Source organism: Acrocarpospora sp. B8E8 (assembly GCF_039871605.1).
Classification (GTDB): domain Bacteria; phylum Actinomycetota; class Actinomycetes; order Streptosporangiales; family Streptosporangiaceae; genus Acrocarpospora; species Acrocarpospora macrocephala.
In genome coordinates this window covers 20,540-39,426 of sequence record NZ_JBDPLV010000006.1, presented here as the reverse complement: position 1 = coordinate 39,426, position 18,887 = coordinate 20,540, and the positions used below count along the sequence as shown (strand labels likewise).

The window sequence follows — 18,887 nt, the reverse complement described above, 5'->3', positions numbered from 1 at the left end:
TCGTGGCAACGCTACGGATCGCCGCGGCCTCCGCGCACTTCGGCCGCGACCTGGAGTTCGACCTGCGCCGGATCGCCAAGCTGGTGGCGGACGCGCGGGAGGCGGGCGCGGGCCTGCTCGTGCTGCCCGACGCGGCGCTCGGCGGCTACCTCGCCGACCTGCGGCACCCCGACCCCGGCGCGCTGCCGCCCGCGCTCGACCCGGACGATCCGCTGCTCAAACAGGTCGCCGAACTGGCCGCCGAAATGGTGGTCTGCGTCGGCTACTGCGAAGCCGGCGGCGACCGCCGCTACAACGCCGCCGTCTGCGTGACCGGCGACGGCGTGCTCGGCCGCCACCGCAAGGTGCACCTGCCCGCGGGCGAGGTCGCCGCCTACGACCCCGGCGACCGGTTCGACGCCTTCGACACCCCGGCCGGGCGGATCGGCATGCTGATCGACTATGACAAGACCTTCCCCGAGTCGGCCCGCAGCCTGGCCCTGGACGGCGCCGAGATCATCGCCTGCCTGTCCGCGTGGCCCACCAGCATCACCAACCGCGCCCCCCGGATGGCCCAGGACCGCCAGTCCCGCCTCTTCGACCTGTACGACTGCGCCCGCGCCGCCGAGAACCAGGTCGTGGTGGCCTCCTCCAACCAGACGGGGGCGCTGGGCGGGATGCGCTTCCTCGGCCAGGCCAAGGTGGTCGGGCCCGGCGGGGACATCCTCGCCAGGACCTGGTCCAAGGCGGGCCTCGCGGTCGCCGAACTGGACGTGGCCGCGGAGATCGCCAACGCCCGCCGGGTGCTCAACCACATCGGCGAGCGCCGGCCGGGCAGCTACCGGGCCGGTTCCGGGTGAGGATCGCGCTGCTGACGTACTCGACGAAGCCGCGCGGCGGGGTCGTGCACACGCTCGCGCTCGCCGAGGCGCTGGCCGGGCTGGGCGCGGACGTGACCGTGTGGTCGCTCGGCAGGGGCGGGGACCTGGGTTTCTTCCGGCCGGTCGATCCCCGGGTGCGGATCAGGATCGTGCCGTGCCCCGACGTTGAGGGTGAAACCCTAGGATCGCGGGTGCTGCGGTCGATCGCCCTGCTGGGCGACGCCTTCGACCCCTCGCGGTACGACATCGTGCACGCGCAGGACTGCATCAGCGCCAACGCGGCCGGACCCTGCATCCGGACTGTTCACCACATCGACCATTTCACCACTCCGGAGCTGGCCGCCTGCCACGAGCGGGCCATCACGCGGCCGTGGGCGCACGTCTGCGTCTCCGGCGCGGTCGCGGCCGAACTCGCCGACGGGTGGGGCATCAAGGCCACGGTCATCCCCAACGGCGTCGACGCGGCGCGGTTCGCGTCGGCTTCGGGGGAGCGGTGGCGGGCCCGGCTCGGGCCGTACATCCTGACCGTGGGCGGGATCGAGCCGCGGAAGGGCTCGATCGACCTGCTTGAGGCCTACGCCCTGCTGGACCCGGCCGAGCACCGGCTGGTGATCGCGGGCGGCGAGACCCTGTTCGACTACCGCGACTACCGGGCGGCCTGGGAAGCCCGCGCGGCCGAACTCGGCGTGCGGCCCGAGGTTCTCGGGCCGGTGGCCCACGACGAGCTGCCCGCCCTGGTCGCGGGAGCCGCCGTGTTCGCCTTCCCCTCCACGAAGGAGGGCTTCGGACTGGCCGCCATGGAGGCGCTGGCCGCCGGCGTCCCCCTGGTGACCCGGGACCTCCCCGTCTTCCGCGAAGTCTTCACCGGCGCCGCGCGCTACGCGGCCGACGTCCCCGCGTTCGCCACCGCGATCCGCGAAGCCGCCGGAGTCCCGGACCCGTCAAGGCGCGCGGCGGGCCGCACGCTCGCCTTCCGGCACACCTGGACGGCCGCCGCCCAGGCCCATCTAGACCTGTACACCTCGCTGACCGGCTGAGGGGACGAACTCGACGTCACCCAAGGCCACCGCCTCGCCTGACTCGTCCACGAACGCCACCTCCAGACGCTGCCCGGTCGTGCGGCTGCGGCGTTCCATGGACGGGGAGCCGCCGAGCAGGCGATGCGCGTCCCCCCACTGCTGGAGCGCGCCGAGCACGACGCGCAACTCCAGGCCCGTAGGGGTGAGCAGGTAGCCGTACCGGGTGCGCTTGCCCGGTTCTGAGTAGGGGCGCTTCTCCATCACACCCGCCTCGACCAGCACCGCGAGGCGGTCGGCGAGCAGGTCGGTGGATATGCCGGTGGCGGCGACGAAGTCGCTGAAACGTGTGGTGCCCAGGAACGCCTCACGCAGGATCAGCACCGTCCAGGGATCCCCGATCACCTCGAGGCTGCGCTGGATGGAGCAGTCGCTGTCCTGCAGGGCGCGGCGAGTCATCCTCCTCACACCGCACAGGCTACCCCCTTGCTTGCCTATTCCAAGTTTGATGCTAGCTTGGTTGTTCCAAGCCAGAAGGGGAAGCATGATGAAGATCGAGAATTCGGTGGCGATCGTGACCGGCGGCAACCGCGGGCTCGGCCGCCGGTTCGTCACCCAGCTGATCGACCGCGGGGCGAAGGTCTACGCCGCCGCCCGCAGGCCCGAGACCGTCGACGTGCCCGGCGCGGTGCCGCTCGAACTGGACTTCACCAAGCCGGAAACGGTGGCGAAGGCGGCCCAGGAGGCCTCCGACGTCACCCTGCTGATCAACAATGCGGGCATCTCCACCCACACGTCACTGATCGGCGGCGATTTCGACAAGATCCGCCTGGAGACGGAGAGCCACTACTTCGGCCCGCTCGCCGTCACGCGGGCGTTCGCGCCGATCATCGAGGCCAACGGCGGCGGCGCGATCCTCAACGTGCTGTCCGTGCTCTCCTGGGCCCACCTGCCGGAGTACGGCGCGTACGCGGCGGGGAAGGCCGCCGGGTGGGCCATGACCAACGCCGTCCGGCGGCAGCTCGCGCCGAAGGGCATCCACGTGGCGAGCCTGCACGTCGGTTACATGGACACCGACATGGCCGCGTACGTCGCGCCCGAGAACAAGCTGGACCCGGCGGTGGTCGCCGCGCTCGCCCTGGACGGGATCGCCTCCGGCACGGCGGAGATCCTCGCCGACGACCTCAGCCGCACGGTCAAGCGGAACCTGTCGGAGCCCTTGGCCTAGGGGCGTGGCGAACAGGTGTCGTGGTCTACCGGGCCCAGGCTTCGCGGGTGGTGGTGACAGGGGTTCCGGAGCGCAGCGATTCTCCGATGGCCAGGCTGATCTGGTGGTCCTGGCAGCCGTCGGCCAGCGGGTAGGGTTCTGCGGCTTCGTCCCGGCACCAGGCCGTCATCTGGCACAGGAGGCTGACGACGGCCAGGTCGTCCTCGGAGAAGTGGGCACCCTGCCACTCATTCCTGTACACCACGCGGCCGTCGAAGCTGATGTGGTCCAGGTCGAAGCCTTCGAGGTTCAGGTCGATCCCGGTCTGGCGGCGGATGAGAGGGGATTCGACGGGAGATCTCGGGTCGGCCAAGCGGACGACGCGGTCGTCCACCACCTCGCCCAGGGACCCCCGGATGACGATCCGGCGGGCACGCAGCGGGTTCCACCACTGATTGTCGGTGAAGTCGTAGAGGCCCATGCCGCCGGCGAACTCCAGGGTGGCGATCGTGGTGGACGCCGGTTTCGGGGCGGAGCCGCCGGTCCAGCCGTCCCTGGACAGCGGGTCGGCCAGGGGAGCGGTGAAGGATCGGGCGCTGACGGCAGCCTCCTGGAAGCCCGCTCCGAGCAGGTGCCTGATCATCGAGACGGCGTGGTAGAGGTGTGTGGAGGACACCTGGACGGAGGTCACCTCGCCGATCACGCCCTCGCGGACCAGGGCCAGCCTCGCCGCGTGTCCCGGCATGTGCAGGTACTGCTCGGCCACCTGCACCAGACCGCTCGAACCGGCGGCTTGCCACAGATCGCGCAGCCCGTCCAGGTCGGCGGCGGGCGGGGTTTCCGCCAGCACCGGGACGCCGAATTCCACCAGCTCCTTGATCACCACAGGGTTGACCGGCCACGGCACCGACGTGATGACGAATTCGGGCCGTTCGGCCGCGAGCATGTCCCCGATGGAGCGGAATGTCGGCACTCCCCATTGGGACTCGACCTCGGCTCCCCGCTCGGCCGATCGCGTCACCACCCCCGAAACCGACAACCGCTCAGGTAACTGCCTGGCCAGACGCACGAAGAACTCCGAACGCCACCCGCTGCCCACCAACCCGAAACGGCCCGCGGACTGAGCACCCATCACGCTTTCCTTCCTGCGAAAGAGAGTCGATCTGCCGGCGCCGCCAGGGGCCCGTGACACGCAGCGGACGCATAACTGCCCCTTCTGGGTCGCATGGAACAAACGCCTCAAGTGTCACATTAGTTCTATCATTTCCGTTTGCTGGGCTGCTGAGCAGGCGCGTACAGAATCGCCCATCGCGGGACCCGCCAGCACATCACGCCCAGATTCGGACCCATGATCTTTGGTTTCGGGCCGGGAACATTCCGGACATTTGGCTGTAACTGGCCGTCTATACGGTCACGGCATTACCGGGTTCCTCAAGGAGCACGTGGTGCACAGATTGCGCTTCACCCTCATCGCCTTACTCTCCCTCTCCCTCTCCCTCACGACGACGCTCGCTCCGACGGCCGCCATGGCCAAACCCAAGCCGCCCGTACTCGACCTGGAAACGCTCACCGGCGCCCAGGCCGTGGACATGATGGCCAAGGGACAGCTCACCTCCGTCCAGCTCACCCAGGCCTATATCGACCGGATCGACGCGCTGAACAAGCGCGGTCCGGGGCTGAACGCCGTGACCCAGCTCAACAAGGACGCGCTCAAGGACGCGGCGCAGGCCGACAAGCTGCGGGCGAAGGGCCAGGTCCTCGGCCCCGCGCACGGGCTGCCCATCCTGCTCAAGGACCTGGTCGACGTCACCGGCATGTACACCTCGGCCGGCAACTATTCCCTGCGTGACTCCTACCCGGCGACCGACGCGGGCATCACCAAGAAACTCCGCGCCAGCGGGGTCGTGATCCTCGGCAAGCTTGGCCTCTCGGAATACGCCAACAGCTTCGGCAGCCAGCCGTCAGGTTTCGGCAACCTCACCGGGCAGGTCCTGCACGGGCTTGACACCGACCAGAACCCCAGCGGCTCCTCGTCCGGAACCGGCACGGCCATGGCGGCGGCGCTGTCCACGCTGGGCATCGGCACCGAGACGTCGGGTTCGATCATCAGCCCGTCGAACGCGCAGAGCCTGGTCGGGCTCCGGCCGACCGTCGGGCTCGTCCCGGGGTACGGCATCGCGCCGATCAGCGCCTCGCAGGACACGGCGGGGCCGATGGTCCGCTCCGTGTCGGACGCGGCGATGACGCTCGCCTCGATCGCCGGTCCCGATCCGGACGCCGACGCGGGCTACCGCGCGATGTTCGGCGACGACTACATCGCCACCGGCATCATCCCCGCGCTCCCGGCGCAACTGCCGGACTATATGAAAGCGCTGGACGTCGACTTCGTCCAGGGCAAGAAGATCGGCTACAACGGCACCCTCACCGACGGCAGCCCGCTCAAGATCGCCTACGACGCGCTGACCGCCGCGGGCGCGATCATGGTGCCGCGGCCGAGCGTGTCCATCCCCACGCTGCCGAGCCTGCCCAGCGGGTACGAGCAGCACAAGAGCATCGACGAGTACTACAAGCGGCTCGGCCCGCAGGCGCCGATCCAGTCACTGGTCCAGGAAGTCGCCGACAACCAGGCCAACGCCCACCAGGCTCTGAAATATGGCAACAACAACCACCTGAACTCGTCGCTCTCCGACGTCACCCCCGGCGGAGCCAACGAGGCCGCGTACCGGACGAACCTTGCCATCCGCAAGGCCGCCTGGCACAAGGCCATCAACGACATGGTGACCTACCCCAACTCCGACCCGACCCAGCCCGCCGACCCGGTGATCGCGATCCTCGGCAGCGTGCCGAACGGGCCGCAGGCCGGGTACCCCACGATCACGATCCCGATGGGGTACTCCGCCACGCACCGGCGCGCGGTGGCCGTCCAGGTCCACGGCAACGCCTACAGCGAGTTCGACCTGCTGGGCGTCGGATACGTCATCGAGCAGGGCACCCGCCTGCGCCAGCCGGCCAGCTCGGTGAACCCGAGCATGTACCGCTGCGCGAAGACGGTTCCCGCGCCGCCGTACAGCGAGCGTGAGCACTGCAACCCCGACTACGACACGATCATGGACCTGCTCGGCTACGAGCCCAGGCCGCTGCCGTTCTCGCTGGAGACGGAGTCGGTGCAGAGCCTCAAGGCCCGGCTCCTGTCCAACAAGCTGAGCTCGGAGGCCCTGGTCAGGTCCTACCTCTACCGGATCGCGCTGACCAACGCCGAGGGCCCGGCCACCCAGGCGGTCCGCTCGATCAACGAGGACGCCATCAAGGAGGCCCGCCGGCTCGACCGGGACAAGGACAAGTACAAGAAGGAGGACGCCAACCCGACGGACAAGCGGCCGGTGCGCCCGCCGCTGTACGGCATCCCCGTGCTGCTCAACGACGGGTTCGACGTGGACGACCTGGCGACCACGGGCGGCTCGATCGCGATGCAGGACCTCGAGCCGAAGGACGACTCGACGGTGGCGGCCAAGCTCAAGGCCGCCGGCGCGATCATCCTCGGCACGACGAACATCACCGAGCTGAACGGCGTGTTCGACGCGAACCTGCCGAAGGGGTACTCCTCGCTGGCCGGTCAGGTGCTCCTGCCGTCCGACACGGACAAGACCCCGGCCGGTTCCTCCGCCGGTTCGGCGGCGGCGACGGCCTCCGGGCTCGCGGCGTTCACCGTGGGCATGGAGACCTCGCTCGACTCGGCCCAGCTGGTGGCTCCCGCCGACGCGGCGGGTGTCGTCGGACTGAAGCCGACGGTCGGCCTGGTCAGCCGGGCCGGCGTGCTGCCGGTCGCCCGGTCGCAGGACGCGCCGGGGCCGATCGCCCGCACGGTGTATGACGCGGCGAGCGCGCTCACGGTCCTGGCCGGGCCGGACGCGGCCGACCCGGCCACGGCGGGCGCGCCCGTCAAGGACTACACCGCGGGCCTGACCACGACCGCCCTGCAGGGCAAGAAGATCGCCGTCGTGTCGAACACGACGGCGCCGTACCCGGCCATGGTGGCGGCGGTGCAGGCGCTCGGGGCCACGACCACCCAGGTGACGATCGGCGCGCCGAACCCCGACCCGGCGAGCATCGTGGCCAGGGAGTTCAAGCGCGATCTGAACGGCTACCTGTCCGCCTACAACAAGTCGCTTCAGGCGATCATCGATTACAACAACGCCAACCCCGTGGAGGGACTGAAGTACCAGCAGGGTCAGCTGCTCGCCGCTCAGGCGGTCGACCTGTCCGACCCCGCGACCAGCGCGGCGTACACGGCTGACCTCGAGGCGGGCAAGGCGTCCAACAAGGCGCTGATCGACGGCATCCTCGCCAACGGAACGCCTGGCGACAAGTCCGACGATTTCGACGCCATCATGGTGCCGGGTGGCAACGCGCTCGTCGGGAACGCCGACCGCGCGGGCTACCCGGTGCTGACGCTCCCCGCCGGATACGGCGTGCAGACCAGCTCCGCGGGCCGCAACCCGATCGGCGTCACCCTCGTCGGCACGGCCTTCAGCGAGGCGACCCTGCTCGCCGACGGCTACGCCCTCGAACAGGCGACGAACGTCCGCCTGGCGCCCAGCTACACCAACCCGAGCATGTGGCGGTGCGTGCCCGGCGGCACGTTCTTCACCGGGGAGTTCTGCCACCCCGGCGACCGCCTCCTGTCCGACTGACCCGCAACCCCCGCAGGGCCCGCGCCGTCGACCGGCGCGGGCCCCTTTTTTGTGTACGAAGCCCCGCGAGGGATCGTGAGGGGTTGGCTACACCGAATTAACCCGAGCCGACTTGTCAGGAAATAGCGCATCTTTAGCGTCCATGCCGTGGATACAGGTCTGTATACAGAACGGGATCCAGCCATCAAGCTGCGGCGGGACCAGGTCTACGGCGAGTTGCGCCGCAGGCTGATGATCGGGCATTTCGCGATCAGGGCCCGGCTGGTCGAGGAGCGAGTGGCGGCCGAGCTCGGGGTCTCCCGCACACCCGTGCGGGAGGCGCTCGTCCGGCTCCTCGCCGACGGCCTGGTGGAACGCGGTGAAGACGGCGGTTACTACGTCGCCCAGCCGGACCTGACCGACCTCAGAGATCTCTACGAACTGCGGATCACTCTCGAACTGCGCGGCATCAGCCGTGCTCTCGACCCGGACGTGCGTGCCCACGACGCGGCGATCCTGGAACCGCTGCGCGACCAGTGGCGCGCGCTGCGGGACGACCAGCCGGAGCCCGATCCCCAGTTCGTCCTGATGGACGAGGACTTCCACGTCACGATGAGCCGCGCGTCGGGGAACGCGGCGCTCACGAGCACCCTGGCCGCGGTCAACGCGCGGATCCGGGCGGTGCGCATGTACGACTTCCTCACCGAGGACCGCATCACCCTCACGATCATCCAGCACCTGGAGATCGCCGAGGAGGTCCTGGCCGGCCGGCACGCCGAGGCGCTGACCGCGATGCGCCGCCACGTGGGGGAGTCGATGGACGTCGTGGAGCGGCGCGCCGCTCGCGCGATCACCCAGATGGCCCTCAACCGAGGCAGGCGCCATGACATTGACCGAACCCCGAACCGGGCCCAAGACTGACATACCACTCCTCGCCGTCCGAGGCCTGACACGCCGGTTCGGCGAGGTGCTCGCGAACGACGGGGTCGACTTCGACGTACGGCCCGGCGAGGTGCACGCCCTCGTCGGCGAGAACGGCGCGGGCAAGAGCACCCTGCTCAAGCTCGTGTACGGCGTGCACCGCCCCGACGCGGGCGACATCTCCGTCGAGGGGGCGCCGGTCACCGTCGGCTCCCCGGCGCAGGCCCGCTCCCTCGGGATCGGCATGGTCTTCCAGGACCTGCGGCTGGTCCCGGCGCTGACCGTGACCGAGAACGTCGCCCTGGCCGTGCGCGGCGTGAAATCCCGCATGATCGCCGAGGCGGCGGCCGAGCACGGGCTCGCCGTCGATCCGCAGGCGCGCGTGGCGCACCTGTCGATCGGGGAGCGGCAGCGCGCCGAGATCCTCAAGGTGCTGATGACCGGCTCGCGCATCGTCATCCTGGACGAGCCGACCAGCGTGCTGGCGCCCCAGGAGGTCACCGCGCTGTTCGGCGTGGTCGAGCGGCTGCGTGCCGCCGGGTACGGCGTGGTGATCGTCACGCACAAGCTCAACGAGGTGCGCGCGATCGCCGACCGGGTGACCGTGCTGCGCGGCGGGCGGGTAATCCTCGGCGGAGTCGATCCAAGCGGATACACCGACGCGGAGCTGGTGGAGGCCATGGTCGGCAGGGCCGTACCCAGCCTGCCGGCCGATCGGCCCGAGCCGCCGCAGGCGGCCGAGCCCGTGCTGGCCATGCGCGGCGTGAGCGCCTTCGGCGCGAGCGGCGTGCGGCGGCTCAAGGACGTGAGCCTGGAGGTGCGGCCCGGCGAGCTCGTCGGGGTCGCGGGGGTGGCCGGGAGCGGGCAGCGGGAGCTGTGCGAGGTGGCGTGCGGGCTGCGCCCGGCCTCCGCCGGTTCCGTCACCGTGGCCGGGGCCGAGGTGACGGGCCCGCGGCAGGCGCTGGGCCGCGGGGTCTGCGACGTGCCCGAGGACCCGCTGGCCGACGCGGTCGTGCCAGGACTGACGATCGTCGAGCACGTGGCGCTGGGCCTGCCCGCGGTGCCGCGCCGCCGCGCGAACGTGGACTGGGCCGCGGTGCGCAAGACCACCGCCGAGCTGGACTCCCGGGTCGGCCTGCAGATGGCCGCCGGGCACCGCCGGGTCGCCGAGCTGTCGGGCGGCAACGTGCAGCGCGTCATGCTCACCCGGGCGCTCGGCCGGGGCGACAGCGTGCTGGTGGTGGCGGCCTATCCGAGCCGCGGGCTCGACATCGCCACCACCCGGCGCACCCAGGAGCTCCTCCTGGAACGCCGCAACGCGGGCGCCGCCGTGCTCGTCGTCTCCGAGGACCTGGACGAGCTCATCGCGATCAGCGACCGGATCGCGGTGATGCACGACGGCCACCTGGCCGGGATCGTGCCGGCGCGCGGCGCGGACCGCCAGGAGATCGGCCGCCTGATGCTCGGAGGTGCCTGATGACCACGCAGCTCACGCCGACCCCGGTCGCCTCGCCCCTCGTCTCGCCCCGATCGGGCGTGGCCGCGGCGGCCGGCCGCTGGGTGGGGGCACTGGCCGGGGCGATCGCGATCTTCAGCGTTCTGCTCCTGGCCAAGGGCGCCGACCCGCTCGCCACGCTCGGCGACATGGTGGTCTCGATGACCACCGGGGCGAGCCTCGAACAGATCGTGATCAAGGCCGCGCCGTTCGTCCTGGCCGCGATGGCCGTGGTCCTGCCCGCCCGGGCGGGCCTGGCCAACGTCGGCGGCGAGGGGCAGGTGATCATCGGCGCGGTGGCGGGGGCCGGCGTCGGTCTTGTCGTCTCCGGCCCGGCGGCGCTGCCGCTCATGCTGGTCGCGGGCGCGCTGGGCGGGGCGCTGTGGGCCGGGCTCGCGGTCGCGCTGCGGGTGACCGTCGGCGTCAACGAGGCCGTCACGACCCTGCTGCTCAACTACGTCGCCCTCGACGTGATGCTCTACCTCATCTACGAGCCGTGGAAGGACGCCAACGGCTCGGGCCAGCCCGCCACCCCGCCGCTCGCGATCGAGCAGCGGCTGCCGCTGCTGGGCGGCACGGCGGTGCACGCCGGGATCATCCTGGCGCTGCTGGCCGCCGCCGCGGTCTGGCTCACCCTGCGGCACACCGCGTTCGGCTTCCGGCTCGCGGTCACCGGGGGCAACCCGGAGGCGGCCCGCCGGGCCGGGCTGCCGGTGGCCCGGCTGCTGCTGACCGCGATGCTGCTGGGCGGGGCGCTGGCCGGGCTCGCGGGCGTGATCCACCTGGCCGGCATCGAGTTCAAGCTCCGGCCGGGCCTGACCACCAACATCGGCTACATCGCCTTCCTGGCCGCCTGGCTCGCCCGGCACAACCCGCTGCCCGCCGTGGCCGCCGCGTTCATGCTCGCCGCGATCACCGTCGGCGGCGACAGCCTGCAGCTCGACAGCGGCCTGCCCGCCGCCACCGTCAACGTGCTGATGGCCCTGATCCTGCTCGCCGTGCTCGGCTGGACCGCCAAGAGGAGCCCGTCATGAGTGACCTGGTCGTGGATGTTCTCACCGGCGCCGTCCGGGGCGGCACGGCGATCATGTTCGCCGCGCTGGGGGAGACGATCGCCGAGCGCGCCGGCGTGGTCAACCTGGGCACCGAAGGGTCCATGCTGGTGGGCGCCCTCGGCGGGTACGCGCTGGCGGCCGAGACCGGGAGCCCCTGGGTGGGCTTGGTCGCCGGGGCGCTCGCGGGCGGGCTGCTCGCCCTGGTGCACGCGGTGATGGTCGTCTGGCGGCGATCCGACCAGTTCGCCACCGGCCTGACCGTCATGTTCCTCGGGCTGGGCCTGACCTCGCTGTTCGGCGCGGCCTACGTGGGCCGGGCCGCGCCCGGATTCGACCCGGTGCCGGTGCCGCTCCTGGCCGACCTGCCGGTGCTCGGTGAGATCCTCTTCCAGCACGACCCGGTCACCTACCTGTCGTTCGCCGCGGCCCCGCTGCTGTGGTGGTGGCTGCGGTCGACCCGGGGCGGGCTGCTGCTGCGCACGGCGGGGGAGCGCGCCGATGTCCTGCATGTCCATGGTTACCGGCCGGGACTCATCCGGGGCGCCGCCGTCGTGGCGGGCGGCGCGCTGGCCGGGATCGGGGGAGCCCAGCTCGCCACCGCGTACGCGCACGCCTGGTTCGAGGGCATGACCGCCGGGCGGGGTTTCATCGCCGTCGCCCTGGTCATCTTCGCCGCCTGGCGTCCGCTGTGGGTGATGGCGGGGTCGTACCTGTTCGGCGCGGCCCTCGCTCTCGCTCCGGCGCTGCAGGCCAGGGGCGAATCGCTCAACCAGTTCGCCCTCGACGCGCTGCCCTTCCTGATCACCCTCGCGATCCTGGCGATCCTCGGCCGCCGCACCCTGCGTGCCGCCCCCGAGGAACTGCGCCGCGTGTTCACCTAGGAGAGACAACCTCATGCGCAAACTCACCACGCTGGCCGTCCTGCTCACCCTCCCGCTGATCGCCTGCTCCGCGAACACCACCGGCACCGCCACCACGTCGACGACCGGGAGCACCCCGCCGGGCAAGGACTCGGCCGCCGTCGGGTTCATCTTCGTCGGGCCCAAGGACGACTTCGGCTACAACCAGGCCGCCTACCAGGGCAGCCAGGAGGTGGCCAAGGCGTTCCCCAACCTGGAGGTGATCACCGCGGAGAACGTGCCCGAGGACGACAACGCCGCCCGGGTGATGAACTCGATGATCGCTAAGGGCGCCAGAATCATCTTCGCCACCTCCTACGGCCACCTGGACGCCGCGCTGAAGGTCGCCGCCGAGCACCCCGACGTCGCCGTCGTGCAGCAGGGCAACCTGATCACCGCCGCGGTCCCGCCGAACGCGGGCACTTTCTTCGGCACCGTGTACGAGCCGGTCTACCTGGCCGGGATCGCCGCCGGGAAGGCCACCAAGACCGGCAAGCTCGGCTACGTCTACGCCTTCCCGATCACCCAGACCATCGACAACATCAACGCCTTCGAGCTCGGCGCCCAGTCGGTCAACCCGGACGCGCAGACGTTCACCGTCAGCACCTCCTCCTGGTGTGACCCGGGCAAGCAGGCCGAGGCCGCCGCGAACCTCCTCAAGCAGGGCGTCGACGTCATCACCCAGCACCAGGACTGCACTGCCACCGTGATCAAGGCCACCGAGGCGGCCGGCAAGTTCACGGTCGGCTACCACGCCGACGCCTCCGCGATCGCGCCCAAGGGCTGGCTGACCGGCTCGCAGTGGAACTGGGGCCCGCTCTACACCGACATCGTGAAGACCGCCCTCGGCGGCGCCTTCACCGGGTCGAAGTACAACGACAACTTCCGGGTCGGCTACCGCACCGGCGAGAACCCCTTCGTCCAGTCCCCGTACGGCCCGCTCGTGGACGACGCCACCAAGGCCGAGATCGACAAGGCCCGCGAGCTGCTGAAGACCAGCTCCCCGTTCGCCGGTCCGATCAAGGACCAGGAGGGCAAGGTACGCATCCCCGAGGGCACGGTGCCCGACTACACCACCATCGAGAAGATCGACTACTTCGTGGCCGGCGTGGTCGGCTCGCTGCCGAAGTCATGACCACCGTCCCGGGCACCACCCCCTACCCCTGGCCCTGGCACGGCCGTCTCGATCCGGTACGGCTGGCGCTGCTGGCGGTGGCCTGCCCGCACCCCGCCGACCGGGGCCAGGCGGTCGACCCCGGTCACCCGGTCGAGGTCCTGGCCGGCCAGGTGCGGGGGGCGGGCGGGCTGATCATCTCGGTGCGGGTGCGCCCGCCCGGCTGGCCGCCCGCCCCGCCCGCCGAGGCGCCGCCGCGCCGGCCCGACCAGGTCGTGCACGCGGCGGGCTGGGACGGCTTCCACGGCAGCGACCTGGACTCCGTGCTCCGGGCGGCGGGGCGTGACCTGCTGCTGCTGGCGGGCTGCTGCCTGGAGCTCGGCGTGCACTCGACCATGCGGGCCGCCAACGACCGCGGCTACGAGTGCCTGCTGGTCGAGGACGCCTGCGGCTCCGCCGCCCCGGACCTGCGCCAGGGCGCCCTGTCCACGATCGAGATGTCCGGCGGCATCTTCGGCGCCGTCGGCTCCCGCTCGGCCGTCGCCACTCTTATGGAGCGATCATGAAATATCAGGCTATAAAAGCTGAGCCGTACGCGTGGCCCTTCGACGGGCAGCTCGACTCCGCTACCACGGCGGTGATCTGCATCGACTGGCAGGTCGACTTCTGCGGTCCCGGCGGATACGTCGACATGATGGGTTACGACCTGTCGCTCACCCGGGCGGGCCTGGAGCCCACGGCGGCCGTGCTGGCGGCGGCCAGGGAGCACGGGCTGCTGGTGATCCACACCCGGGAGGGGCACCGCCCCGACCTGTCCGACTGCCCGCCCAACAAGCTGTGGCGCTCGCGGCGGATCGGCGCGGGCATCGGCGACGCGGGCCCGTGCGGGCGGATCCTGGTCCGGGGCCAGCCCGGCTGGGAGATCGTCCCCGAGGTGGCGCCACGCGAGGGCGAGCCGATCATCGACAAACCCGGCAAGGGCGCGTTCTACGCCACCGACCTGGACCTGCTGCTGCGCACGCGCGGGATCACCCACCTGATCCTGACCGGGATCACCACCGACGTGTGCGTGCACACCACCATGCGGGAGGCCAACGACCGGGGCTACGAGTGTCTGCTGCTGACCGACTGCACCGGCGCCACCGACAAGGGCAACTACGAGGCCGCCCTGAAGATGGTCACCATGCAGGGCGGCGTGTTCGGCGCCATCGCCCCGTCCTCCGCGCTCTTGCGCAGGCTCGGATGACGGTCGGCGGCCTGCAGTTCGCGGCGCTCGCCCGCGGCTACGCGGCGGGGGAGTTCACCCCCGCCGACGTGGTCGGGGAGGTGCACCGGCGGATCCGCGCGCGCGGCGACGACGGCGTGTGGATCACCCTGCGCCCGATCGAGGACGTGCTCGCCGAGGTCCGCCCCGGTCCGCTGTACGGAGTGCCGTTCGCGGTCAAGGACAACATCGACGTCGCCGGGATGCCCACGACCGCCGCCTGTCCCGCGTTCGCCTACGTTCCCGATCGTACGGCTCCGCTGGTCGAACGCCTGCTCGCGGCGGGCGCGCTGCTGATCGGCAAGACCAACCTGGACCAGTTCGCCACCGGGCTGTCGGGCACCCGCAGCCCGTACGGCGCGTGCGAGTCGCCCCTCGTGCCGGGGCTCATCTCCGGGGGCTCCAGCTCGGGTTCGGCGGTGGCGGTCAGCGCGGGCCTGGTCAGCTTCGCGATCGGCACCGACACCGCCGGCTCCGGCCGGGTGCCCGCCGCGCTCACCGGCGTCGTCGGGCTGAAACCCTCCCGCGGCCTGGTCCCCACCACCGGCCTGGTCCCCGCCTGCGCTTCCCTCGACTGCGCAAGCGTCTTCGCGTTGTCCGTCCCTGATGCCGCCACCGCCGTCGGCATCATGTCCGATTCCAGGTTCGCCGTGACCGGGACGGCGGAACACGCTCGGCGAGAGGGTACCGGGGGATTGCCGGCGGCGGGACAGACCCGGCGGAACGCCCCCGTGGAGGGGACCGGGGGATTGCCGGAGGTGGGACAGGCCCGGCGGAACGCCCTTGTGGCGGGGATCGGGGGATTGCGGGTGGGGGTGCCGGAACTCCCCGAGTTCTTCGGGGACGAGGCGGCGCGGGCGGGATTCGGCGAAGCCGTGGCGGAGCTGGCCGGGCTCGGGCACGAGATCGTCGCCGTCGACTTCGCGCCGTTCCTCGCGGCGGGACGCCTGCTCTATGAGGGCCCCTGGCTGGCGGAACGGCTCGCCGGGATCGGGGACTTCGTGGCCGGGCACCCTGATGACATCCATCCGGTCACCCGGGACGTGCTGGCCCGAGGCTGGGACATCACCGGGGTTGACGTGTTCCGCGGCCTGCGGCGGCTCGCCGAGCTGGATGCCGAGACAGCCGCCACCTGGGCGGAGGTCGATGTGCTCGCGGTGCCGTCCGTGCCGACCACGTTCACCCTGGCCGAGATGGCCGCCGACCCGATCCGGCGCAACTCGGTGCTCGGTCACTACAGCACGTTCGCCAACCTGCTGGATCTGGCGGCGATAGCCGTACCGGCCGGAATGACCGCCACAGGCAGGCCGCACGGGCTCACCCTGCTCGGTCCCTCCGGCTCCGACGCCCTGCTCGCCGACCTGGCCCGCGTCTTCCACCACGCCACCGGCGGGATGACCGGCGCTACCCGGCACCCCCTGGAAGAGACGCCGCGTGGGGAGGCGCGGATGCGGGAGGCCGCCACCTTGGCGGTCGTCGGCGCGCACCGGACCGGGCAGCCGCTACACCCCCAACTCGCCGCCTTGGGCGCGCTCTGCCAGGGGCTGGCCGGTACCGCTCCCATCTACCGCCTCTTCGACCTCGGCGACCGCCCCGGCATGACGCGCATGCTCGGCGGCGAATCCATCGAGGTGGAACTCCACCACCTCACCCCCGAAGCCCTCGGCCGCCTCCTCGTCCAGATCCCCGCCCCCCTCGGCCTCGGCACGATCGAACTCCTCGACGGCAGCCAGGTGTACGGCTTCCTCTGCGAGTCCTACGCCGCGGCCGACGCCAAGGACATCACCGAGTTCGGCAGCTGGCCCGCGTACCTGGACAGCCGGGGCAGCGGCTGACCCCTACATGCACGGTCAATCCTCGTGGAGAGCCCCGGCGACGCCCCTCCGGGGGTGCCCTTGCATGCACGGTCAATCCCGGCGGCACCTCGGCGCTAGGAGGGACAGTGGTGATACGCGGTGGCGAGCCTCAGGAAGGCAGGCTCGCCACCGGCGAATTTCAAGATGGTCGGGCCGGGTCACGCCTTGGTGAGGGCTTCCCGGAGCTCGCTCGCGGTGAGCCGGGGCCCGTAGGCGGGCTTGTCACGCTGGAAGCGCCAGCCCTCCGCGAGCGCCCCCGCGTCGACCGTGTCGAACCCGAACTCGTCCAGCAGCTCGGCCACGACGCGCTTCGCGTCCGGATCGTCACCCGCGATCGGCAGCGCCCTGCGCGCGGGATCGCCCGCCGGGAGCCCGTGCTCGCCCAGGTCCACGTAGTAGATGGTGTTGAACGCCTTGACCACGCGCGCCGTCCCCAGGTGATCGGCAAGCGCCCCGCTGTCGGTGTTACGACCCTCGTCGATGTCCGGGAAACGGCCGTCCCGCTCGTGGTAGTAGTTGTTGGTATCGATGACGATCTTCCCCGCGAGTGGCTCGACCGGCACCTTGGTGTGAACCCCGAACGGCACGCTCACGACCACGATCTCCCCGGCCCTCCCCGCCTCCTCCGCAGTGCCCGCCCGCGCGTTCGGCCCGAGCTCGGCCACGAGCTCAGCGAGCGTCTCCGGCCCGCGCGAGTTACTCACCACCACCGAGTGCCCGGCGTTCACCGCCAGCCGCGCCACGGTCCCACCGATGTTTCCACTGCCAATGAATCCGATGACCATGCCCGCTGCAACACCCCCACCCCCCGGATCGATTCCCGACCAGGTCAGGGGGTCTATTGGCGCCTGGCCGGATCGCAGAGGCGGGCCATGGCGCGGCTCAGCTGCTGCGGGGTGAGCGGCGCCTCGGGGATCGGGTGGGCGCGGTCGGCGCGGTAGGCGTCGATCAGCAGGTGCAGATGGCGCCGCCACGCGTGGGGGGCGATGCCGCTGGTGGCCTCCATGATCCGGCTCTGCGACCAGATCAGCAGATGCAGGTCCTCGGGGGTGAGATCGGGGCGGATGACCTTCTCCCGCTGTCCGCGCCGGAGGAGCTGTGTCCCAAGGTCGCGTACGCGGGTCTGCATGCAGGCGATGTCGTCGATCGCGTACGGATCGGCGGAGGTGAGGTCGTTGAAGCCGCGGTCATCCGCCTGCAGCTCACATAGCTTTTCGAGCAGCATGCAGAACGCGGCCCAGGTGTCCTTCATGGCGAGCGCCTGTTCCGCGGCGGCGACAGAGGCCTGGAGTTTCTCGGAGAAGATCGCGCTGACCAGGTGCCCGCGGGTCGGGAAATGCCGATAAAGCGTGCCAATGGCGACCCCGGCTCTCTTGGCCACCTGCTCCAGGGAGGCTTCCAGCCCGTGCTCGGCGAACGCGTCGCGCGCCGCCGCCACCAGCGCGTCGTAGTTGCGCTGGGCGTCACGCCGAAGACGCGGGGGGCCGGGTGCCATGCGCGTAGCCTATCAACCTGAGGGATCCCTCATATTATGCTAACCTGAGGACCCCCTCACATTTGGTCGCAGGAGAAAGAGCGATGCCATGAACGACAAGACGGGTCAGGCCGCGCGCGACATGCGGGGCAAGACCGTGGTGATCACGGGAGCCAGCGCCGGCGTCGGCGCCGCCGCAGCCCGCGGGCTCGCCGCCCTCGGCGCGACCGTCGCCGTGGTCGGCCGCTCACCGGAGAAAACGAACGCGGTCGCCCGCGCGATCGGCGCGGAACCGCACCTCGCCGACTTCAGCCGCCTGTCGGATGTACGAGCGCTCGCCGACACCCTGCTCGACCGCTACCCCACCATCGACGTGCTGGCCAACAACGCCGGAGGCCAGATCGCCCGGCGAACCATCACCGAGGACGGCCACGAGATGACCTTCCAGGTCAACTACCTGGCCCCGTTCCTGCTCACCCACCTGCTCCTGGACCGCCTGGCCACCGCCAAGGACGCCCGGGTGATCTCGACAAGCAGCCAGGCGCACAGCCTGGGCCGCGTCGACCTCGACGACCTCGACAGCACCCGCGGCTACGGCGCCTTCCGCGTCTACGGCACGACAAAGCTGGAGAACATCCTCTTCACCCGCGAACTGGCCCGCCGAACCCAGGGCACCGGCATCACCGCGACCGCCTTCCACCCCGGCGCCGTCGCCAGCGACTTCTTCCGCGACAACGCCATCCTGCGCCGGATCATGCGCTCCCCCCTGGCCAGGGCCATCGCTCTCCCACCCGAGAAGGCCGCCGAACCACTCCTCCACCTGGCCACACTCGAAGACCCCCAGCCGGCCAACGGCGCCTACTTCAACCTCCTCAAGCGCCGAGAGCCCAAGTACCGCCAATCCGGCGACCATGAACTCGCCCGCCACCTGTGGGACCACACCGCCACAATGCTCGGCCTCACCACCGCGGAACACCTGAACGGCTGACGAGATAGCGACTGGGGCAGGCCCGCCCGACGTTCGCCCCTGGGTGACCTGTCGGCCGCCTTCTTCCT

17 protein-coding genes are annotated in these 18,887 nt (G+C 71.1%); 13 read left to right on the top strand and 4 right to left on the bottom strand.

Annotated features, from left to right (window positions below):
* Nucleotides 1-2 precede the first annotated feature (2 nt).
* Complete coding sequence (locus ABGB08_RS07640; RefSeq protein WP_347587748.1) at nt 3-839, top strand: carbon-nitrogen hydrolase family protein; 837 nt, start codon at nt 3-5, stop codon at nt 837-839.
* Nucleotides 836-1,897, top strand: a complete 1,062-nt coding sequence (locus ABGB08_RS07635) for an MSMEG_0565 family glycosyltransferase (RefSeq protein WP_347587746.1) — start codon at nt 836-838, stop codon at nt 1,895-1,897. The genes ABGB08_RS07640 and ABGB08_RS07635 overlap by 4 nt, the downstream gene beginning before the upstream one ends.
* On the opposite strand, the gene ABGB08_RS07630 is transcribed toward ABGB08_RS07635, so the two are convergent.
* On the bottom strand, nt 1,868-2,335 hold the full coding sequence (locus ABGB08_RS07630) for a helix-turn-helix domain-containing protein (protein WP_347588079.1): 468 nt from the start codon (nt 2,333-2,335) through the stop codon (nt 1,868-1,870). The two genes, ABGB08_RS07635 and ABGB08_RS07630, sit on opposite strands and share 30 nt — an antisense overlap.
* Before the next feature lie 85 nt (nt 2,336-2,420).
* Here ABGB08_RS07630 and ABGB08_RS07625 point away from each other — a divergent pair, with 85 nt between their 5' ends.
* Nucleotides 2,421-3,104: an SDR family oxidoreductase gene (locus tag ABGB08_RS07625; RefSeq protein WP_347587744.1), complete on the top strand. Its 684-nt coding sequence runs from the start codon at nt 2,421-2,423 to the stop codon at nt 3,102-3,104.
* 25 nt (nt 3,105-3,129) lie between these two features.
* On the opposite strand, the gene ABGB08_RS07620 is transcribed toward ABGB08_RS07625, so the two are convergent.
* The gene (locus ABGB08_RS07620; RefSeq protein WP_347587742.1) at nt 3,130-4,215 is read right to left on the bottom strand and encodes a Gfo/Idh/MocA family oxidoreductase; all 1,086 of its coding nucleotides are present in this window, start codon (nt 4,213-4,215) and stop codon (nt 3,130-3,132) included.
* Nucleotides 4,216-4,528: 313 nt separating this feature from the next.
* Between ABGB08_RS07620 and ABGB08_RS07615 the strand changes: the two genes are divergently transcribed.
* From ABGB08_RS07615 to ABGB08_RS07575, 9 genes are all read left to right on the top strand, one after another.
* Nucleotides 4,529-7,774 carry an amidase family protein gene (locus ABGB08_RS07615; protein ID WP_347587740.1) on the top strand — a complete coding sequence of 1,082 codons (3,246 nt, stop codon included), beginning with the start codon at nt 4,529-4,531 and terminating at the stop codon, nt 7,772-7,774.
* A 147-nt stretch (nt 7,775-7,921) separates the two neighbouring features.
* Complete coding sequence (locus tag ABGB08_RS07610; protein WP_347587737.1) at nt 7,922-8,674, top strand: GntR family transcriptional regulator; 753 nt, start codon at nt 7,922-7,924, stop codon at nt 8,672-8,674.
* Nucleotides 8,637-10,151 (top strand): ABC transporter ATP-binding protein, encoded by a 1,515-nt coding sequence (locus ABGB08_RS07605; RefSeq protein WP_347587735.1) that lies wholly within the window; start codon nt 8,637-8,639, stop codon nt 10,149-10,151. Before ABGB08_RS07610 ends, ABGB08_RS07605 begins: the two co-directional genes overlap by 38 nt.
* Nucleotides 10,151-11,203, top strand: coding sequence for an ABC transporter permease (locus ABGB08_RS07600; protein ID WP_347587733.1), 1,053 nt, complete (start codon nt 10,151-10,153; stop codon nt 11,201-11,203). The genes ABGB08_RS07605 and ABGB08_RS07600 overlap by 1 nt, the downstream gene beginning before the upstream one ends.
* Nucleotides 11,200-12,105, top strand: coding sequence for an ABC transporter permease (locus ABGB08_RS07595; RefSeq protein ID WP_347587731.1), 906 nt, complete (start codon nt 11,200-11,202; stop codon nt 12,103-12,105). Before ABGB08_RS07600 ends, ABGB08_RS07595 begins: the two co-directional genes overlap by 4 nt.
* A gap of 13 nt (nt 12,106-12,118) precedes the next feature.
* On the top strand, nt 12,119-13,258 hold the full coding sequence (locus tag ABGB08_RS07590; RefSeq protein WP_347587729.1) for a BMP family ABC transporter substrate-binding protein: 1,140 nt from the start codon (nt 12,119-12,121) through the stop codon (nt 13,256-13,258).
* Nucleotides 13,255-13,803, top strand: a complete 549-nt coding sequence (locus ABGB08_RS07585) for an isochorismatase family protein (protein WP_155353443.1) — start codon at nt 13,255-13,257, stop codon at nt 13,801-13,803. Before ABGB08_RS07590 ends, ABGB08_RS07585 begins: the two co-directional genes overlap by 4 nt.
* A complete protein-coding gene (locus ABGB08_RS07580) occupies nt 13,800-14,483 on the top strand; it encodes an isochorismatase family cysteine hydrolase (RefSeq protein ID WP_347587726.1) in 684 nt (227 codons plus the stop codon). The genes ABGB08_RS07585 and ABGB08_RS07580 overlap by 4 nt, the downstream gene beginning before the upstream one ends.
* Nucleotides 14,480-16,336: an allophanate hydrolase gene (locus tag ABGB08_RS07575; protein ID WP_347587724.1), complete on the top strand. Its 1,857-nt coding sequence runs from the start codon at nt 14,480-14,482 to the stop codon at nt 16,334-16,336. The genes ABGB08_RS07580 and ABGB08_RS07575 overlap by 4 nt, the downstream gene beginning before the upstream one ends.
* Nucleotides 16,337-16,515: 179 nt before the next feature.
* Here ABGB08_RS07575 and ABGB08_RS07570 read toward each other — a convergent pair whose 3' ends face one another.
* Together ABGB08_RS07570 and ABGB08_RS07565 are read right to left on the bottom strand one after the other, a co-directional pair.
* Nucleotides 16,516-17,142: an NADPH-dependent F420 reductase gene (locus ABGB08_RS07570; RefSeq protein WP_347587722.1), complete on the bottom strand. Its 627-nt coding sequence runs from the start codon at nt 17,140-17,142 to the stop codon at nt 16,516-16,518.
* A 53-nt stretch (nt 17,143-17,195) separates the two neighbouring features.
* Nucleotides 17,196-17,852, bottom strand: a complete 657-nt coding sequence (locus ABGB08_RS07565) for a TetR family transcriptional regulator (RefSeq protein WP_347587720.1) — start codon at nt 17,850-17,852, stop codon at nt 17,196-17,198.
* A gap of 88 nt (nt 17,853-17,940) precedes the next feature.
* On the opposite strand from ABGB08_RS07565, the gene ABGB08_RS07560 reads away from it, so the two are divergent.
* Complete coding sequence (locus tag ABGB08_RS07560) at nt 17,941-18,819, top strand: SDR family NAD(P)-dependent oxidoreductase (RefSeq protein WP_347587718.1); 879 nt, start codon at nt 17,941-17,943, stop codon at nt 18,817-18,819.
* The last annotated feature ends 68 nt before the right edge of the window (nt 18,820-18,887 follow it).